The sequence below is a fragment of the Pantoea sp. MHSD4 genome (genome assembly GCF_021043305.1).
Lineage (GTDB): Bacteria > Pseudomonadota > Gammaproteobacteria > Enterobacterales > Enterobacteriaceae > Pantoea > Pantoea eucalypti.
This window is the reverse complement of record NZ_JAJNDH010000018.1, coordinates 1-4,949: the sequence shown is the minus strand read 5'-3', so window position 1 is coordinate 4,949 and position 4,949 is coordinate 1. Positions and strand designations below refer to the sequence as shown.

The window sequence follows — 4,949 nt, the reverse complement described above, 5'->3', positions numbered from 1 at the left end:
TCCAGCAGCTCTTCATCATCAACCATGTCACACTTGTTCAGGAACACGATGATGTAAGGAACGCCAACCTGACGACCCAGCAGGATGTGCTCACGGGTCTGTGGCATTGGGCCATCAGTCGCAGCAACAACCAGGATCGCGCCGTCCATCTGCGCAGCACCGGTGATCATGTTTTTCACATAGTCGGCGTGGCCTGGGCAGTCAACGTGAGCGTAGTGACGTGCAGCAGTCTCATACTCAACGTGAGCGGTGTTGATGGTGATACCGCGGGCTTTTTCTTCAGGTGTGCTGTCGATCTGATCGAATGCACGTGCCTGGCCGCCGTTGGTTTTAGCCAGTACGGTAGTGATAGCTGCAGTCAGGGTGGTTTTACCGTGGTCAACGTGACCGATGGTGCCCACGTTTACGTGCAGTTTGTTACGTTGAAATTGCTCTTTAGCCATCGCTAGTCCCTCTAAGACACGGATATATCAATGATATCATCACATTAACCAGGCATTGCCTGACTGCAAGGAAGTTACAGAGAAAATCAGGAGGGAGATTAAAGGAAGTGGTGCTGATACCCAGAGTCGAACTGGGGACCTCACCCTTACCAAGGGTGCGCTCTACCAACTGAGCCATATCAGCACATCTGGAGCGGGCAGCGGGAATCGAACCCGCATCATCAGCTTGGAAGGCTGAGGTAATAGCCATTATACGATGCCCGCATCCTGGAACTCGGCTACCTGTTCTTTCTGTAGCTTGCAGATAACAGTGAATGTTTCTCTGCTATCTACTGTCTGCCAGCGAAGCTGACCGACGTTGACTTCGCTAACGCTCAGTCTGAATTCAGGGTGATAAGTGACTCACCTGACAGATAAACAGGTTGTTTACCTGTACTCAACCGTGAGGCTGAGATGGTGGTGGGAGAAGGATTCGAACCTTCGAAGTCTGTGACGGCAGATTTACAGTCTGCTCCCTTTGGCCGCTCGGGAATCCCACCTACTTGATGGTGCCGGCTACCGGAATCGAACTGGTGACCTACTGATTACAAGTCAGTTGCTCTACCAACTGAGCTAAGCCGGCATCAAGTGGAGCGCATTCTAGGAAGGTCGGGCCTTCGATGCAACTAAAAAATCACTAATTTTGTTCTATCGCTTACTATTTGTGCAAATCATCGCATTCTGGCGTTTTTGTGCAGAATATTTGTGCGATCTGGTCCTGTTTTTACACCGCCCACCCTGCCTCGCTATCGTCCCCTGCTGCTCTGGCATGCTCTTTTTAAGGTAAAGTATTCCGCCCATCGCCTTTTTATTTTGCGCAGCCTGTTCTGAGTGATGCTTTTTTAACCCTTATCGGCGTTATTTTTCGTGCACTTAAGATATCTGCAGAACAGGGAGACGTTTTTGTCCTGCATATCTCTCTCGCTGGTACGACGATAACGGTAAAAAACGGTTCCAGTGTCTCGCAGCTCTTTATTCTTCAGTCGGGAAATATACGCTGCATATTGAATGTATGTGCTTTTAGCCTCTCTGTACGCCGTTACAGCTCTATTGGGTCATAAAGGCGTGTGAATATTATTTAAGGCAGATAAAAGCCGCACATAAGCTTTGATGGCCCGTGTAGCACTATACGTAGTGATACAGCTGTCAGAATTAGCGTTATTATGATGTTTTGTGGGTATGCCGACGAAAGCGTGATCACGTTTATCTTTTTACTTCTGTTAAAAGCCATACTGGTGATACCCTCCAGCCCATTGTTCTCACTGATAAACCAGCGATTCGTGATTTATTTCACCTGTGCTCTCCTGCTTATCGGATGACACGCGGTTGATAGCAATGAATTTGCGGTCAGATGCATGCTTATGGATAAAACGACCCCCCTGACAACGCCTTATTTAGAGTTCACTCGTGAGCAGTGGGCTGCATTACGTGATTCCGTTCCTATGACACTGTCAGAGGAAGAGATCGCGCAGCTGGAGGGCATCAACGAGGATCTCTCGCTGGAGGAGGTAGCAGAAATTTATCTGCCACTTTCGCGCCTGCTTAATTTCTATATCAGCTCTAATGTTCGTCGGCAGGCTGTACTGGAGCAATTTCTGGGTACCAATGGCCAGAAAATCCCCTATATCATCAGTATTGCGGGCAGCGTAGCCGTCGGTAAAAGCACAACTGCGCGTGTATTACAGGCGTTGCTCAGCCGCTGGCCTGAACATCGTAAAGTAGAATTGATCACGACGGATGGCTTTCTTCATCCCAATGCCGTGCTGAAAGAGCGCGGATTAATGAAGAAAAAAGGGTTTCCGCAATCTTATGATATGCACCGGCTGGTCAATTTCGTCTCCGATTTGAAATCAGGCGCCAGTCAGGTCACAGCACCGGTCTATTCGCATCTGATTTATGATGTCATCCCTGATGGCGATAAAGTGGTTCAGCAGCCTGATATCCTTATTCTGGAAGGTCTGAATGTATTGCAGAGTGGCATGGACTATCCCCATGACCCACATCATGTCTTTGTTTCAGACTTCGTTGATTTTTCTATCTATGTCGACGCTGAGGAAGAGCTGCTGCAAAGCTGGTATATCAATCGATTCCTCAAATTCCGCCAGGGTGCATTTACCGACCCGGACTCTTACTTCCACCATTATGCCCAGCTCTCAGAAGCGGAAGCAGTGGAGATAGCGGGCAATTTATGGAAAGAGATTAACTGGCTAAACCTGCGGGAAAATATCCTGCCAACACGCGAACGGGCCAGCCTGATCATGACTAAAAGTGGCAATCATGCGGTCGACAGGGTTCGCCTGCGTAAATAACCGCTCCAGTAAAAAAGCCTGCATTAGTGCAGGCTTTTTTGATCAGAGAGGACGTAGAGATATTTCTCCGCCCACCCAGGCTTTTATTTCGCCATCCTGCTCAAGTAACAGGCCACCCTGACTGTCAATGCCCCGCGCAATACCATGCACTTCACGTTCACCAATGAGCAATTTAACAGGCCGGTGAATAAAGTTATCCAGCACCATCCAGCGTGTAACAAAGGGCGTTAACCCTTCCTGCTCAAACAACGGCAGGGCTTCGCGCAGATTATTTATCAGATGGGCGGCCAGCTCATTGCGGTTAACGGATACACCGGCTTCCTGCAGGTTAATCCAGCCCTGATTAATCTGCGATGCATCGGCTGTACGCATAGCAAGGTTAATCCCGGCCCCCATGACGATATGCGCGGCATCACCCGTTTTACCGGTCAGTTCGACCAGAATACCTGCCAGTTTGCGATCGTTAAGGTAAATATCATTGGGCCATTTGACGCGAACATCATCAGCCCCTAATGAACGTAATGTCTCAGCAATGATAATACCAATCACCAGACTAAGACCCATCGCCGCAGCGGGTCCCTGCTCCAGACGCCAGTACATAGACATGTAGAGATTAGCGCCAAAGGGAGAGAACCATTGACGCCCACGACGGCCACGACCAGCCTGCTGATACTCAGCGATACAGGCAGCACCCGACTCCATCTCATGCATGCGCTCCAGCAGATACTGATTTGTGGAGTCAATCACCGGGATAACAGAGATATTGCCCTGCTTAACCTGAGCGACAATTGCCTGCTCATCCAACAGCTGCATCGGGGCAGAGAGACTGTAGCCCTTCCCTGTCACGGTATAAACGTCAAGTCCCCAGCTTTTTAAGGTCTGGATATGCTTGTTAATGGCTGCGCGACTCATGCCCAGTGTTTCACCCAGCTGTTCGCCAGAATGAAACTCACCGTCAGATAAAATATCGACCAGCTTTAGCGGGATACTGTTGTCTTTCATGCGATTACCCCGACAGCATTGCACTCGCCCTGTGACTGAATAAACCGCACCTCAGGCTCCAGCCAGACATCAAACTTTTCACCCACCTTCGCACGCACGGTTTTTGCCAGCGCAACGATATCGTCAGGTGTGGCATTATCAGCATTAATCAGCACCAGAGCCTGTTGCTGATGAACGGCGGCACCGCCGATACGATAACCTTTCAACTGACACTGATCGATAAGCCATCCGGCTGCCAGCTTGGTTTCACCATTCGGCATCAGATAGTGTGGCATAGCTGGAAAATGCGCCAGCAAGGCGCTGCACTGCGCCTCGGTAACGACCGGATTTTTGAAGAAGCTGCCTACATTCCCGGTCACTTTTGGATCCGGTAATTTGCTCTGCCGCATCTGGCACACCGCGTGATAAACATCCCAGGCGCTAGCCGTTACCGGATTCAGAGTCTTCAGATCACCGTAGGTCAATACGGGCTGCCATTGTTTAGGCAGGATTATCCCGACCGCGACGATGACATAACCTCTCTGATAGCGATGCTTGAAAATGCTGTCACGATAGCCAAATTCACAGGCTTCACGATCGAGACGCTCTGTCTCACCACTGTCCAGGTTAAGCACATCCACATATTCGCAGACATCTTTTAATTCCACACCATAGGCACCAATGTTCTGAATCGGTGCAGAACCCGTCATTCCAGGGATTAATGCCAGATTCTCCAGGCCAGTGATCCCTTTTTCCAGTGTGCTCTTAACCAGCTGATGCCAGTTCTCACCTGCTCCGACATGCAACTTCCAGTACTCATACTCATCCTGAATGTTGATGCCTTTAATGCGGTTAAGTACCACAGTACCAGCGAAATCATCCAGAAAGAGGACATTGCTGCCTTCACCAAGCACCATGAAAGGGGTTTGATCACGCTGGCTGGCCTGCCATGCAGCCAGAATGGCAGCTGGCGTCTCAGCAACGATGCGTTTCTGTGTATGTACTTCAAGCCCAAGCGTATTGTCGGCTTTTAAGGAAGGATGCTGGCTGGACATTTGACGACCTTTACTGAGTTATCTGGGCGTAGTTTACCGTATCAGGGAGGGGTTCTCAGGCTGTTTTCGGGGATTATGATGAGGTTTTTCACGATCTGCAGACGTAAAAAAGCCCCGCACTT

Annotated in this window: 4 protein-coding genes and 4 tRNA genes; 1 reads left to right on the top strand and 7 read right to left on the bottom strand. The window is 49.7% G+C overall.

All coding sequences use genetic code 11. The features are described from left to right. From LQK91_RS21725 to LQK91_RS21705, 5 genes are all read right to left on the bottom strand, one after another. Nucleotides 1-443, bottom strand: a 443-nt coding sequence (locus LQK91_RS21725) for a GTP-binding protein (RefSeq protein ID WP_146257638.1), incomplete at its 3' end; no start/stop codon positions are given. A gap of 108 nt (nucleotides 444-551) precedes the next feature. Then, nucleotides 552-627: transfer RNA gene (locus LQK91_RS21720), tRNA-Thr, on the bottom strand. 5 nt (nucleotides 628-632) lie between these two features. Continuing rightward, a tRNA-Gly gene (locus LQK91_RS21715) sits at nucleotides 633-707 on the bottom strand. A 190-nt stretch (nucleotides 708-897) separates the two neighbouring features. Next, nucleotides 898-982, bottom strand: a tRNA-Tyr gene (locus LQK91_RS21710). A 7-nt stretch (nucleotides 983-989) separates the two neighbouring features. Beyond that, nucleotides 990-1,065 (bottom strand) — tRNA-Thr (locus tag LQK91_RS21705). Between the two features lie 778 nt (nucleotides 1,066-1,843). Here LQK91_RS21705 and coaA point away from each other — a divergent pair. Next, the gene (gene coaA, locus LQK91_RS21700) at nucleotides 1,844-2,791 is read left to right on the top strand and encodes a type I pantothenate kinase (RefSeq protein WP_033743664.1); all 948 of its coding nucleotides are present in this window, start codon (nucleotides 1,844-1,846) and stop codon (nucleotides 2,789-2,791) included. Nucleotides 2,792-2,833: 42 nt separating this feature from the next. On the opposite strand, the gene birA is transcribed toward coaA, so the two are convergent. Together birA and murB are read right to left on the bottom strand one after the other, a co-directional pair. After that, complete coding sequence (birA, locus tag LQK91_RS21695) at nucleotides 2,834-3,793, bottom strand: bifunctional biotin--[acetyl-CoA-carboxylase] ligase/biotin operon repressor BirA (RefSeq protein ID WP_008927172.1); 960 nt, start codon at nucleotides 3,791-3,793, stop codon at nucleotides 2,834-2,836. After that, nucleotides 3,790-4,827 (bottom strand): UDP-N-acetylmuramate dehydrogenase, encoded by a 1,038-nt coding sequence (gene murB / locus LQK91_RS21690; protein ID WP_105100184.1) that lies wholly within the window; start codon nucleotides 4,825-4,827, stop codon nucleotides 3,790-3,792. The genes birA and murB overlap by 4 nt, the downstream gene beginning before the upstream one ends. Between the last annotated feature and the right edge of the window lie 122 nt (nucleotides 4,828-4,949).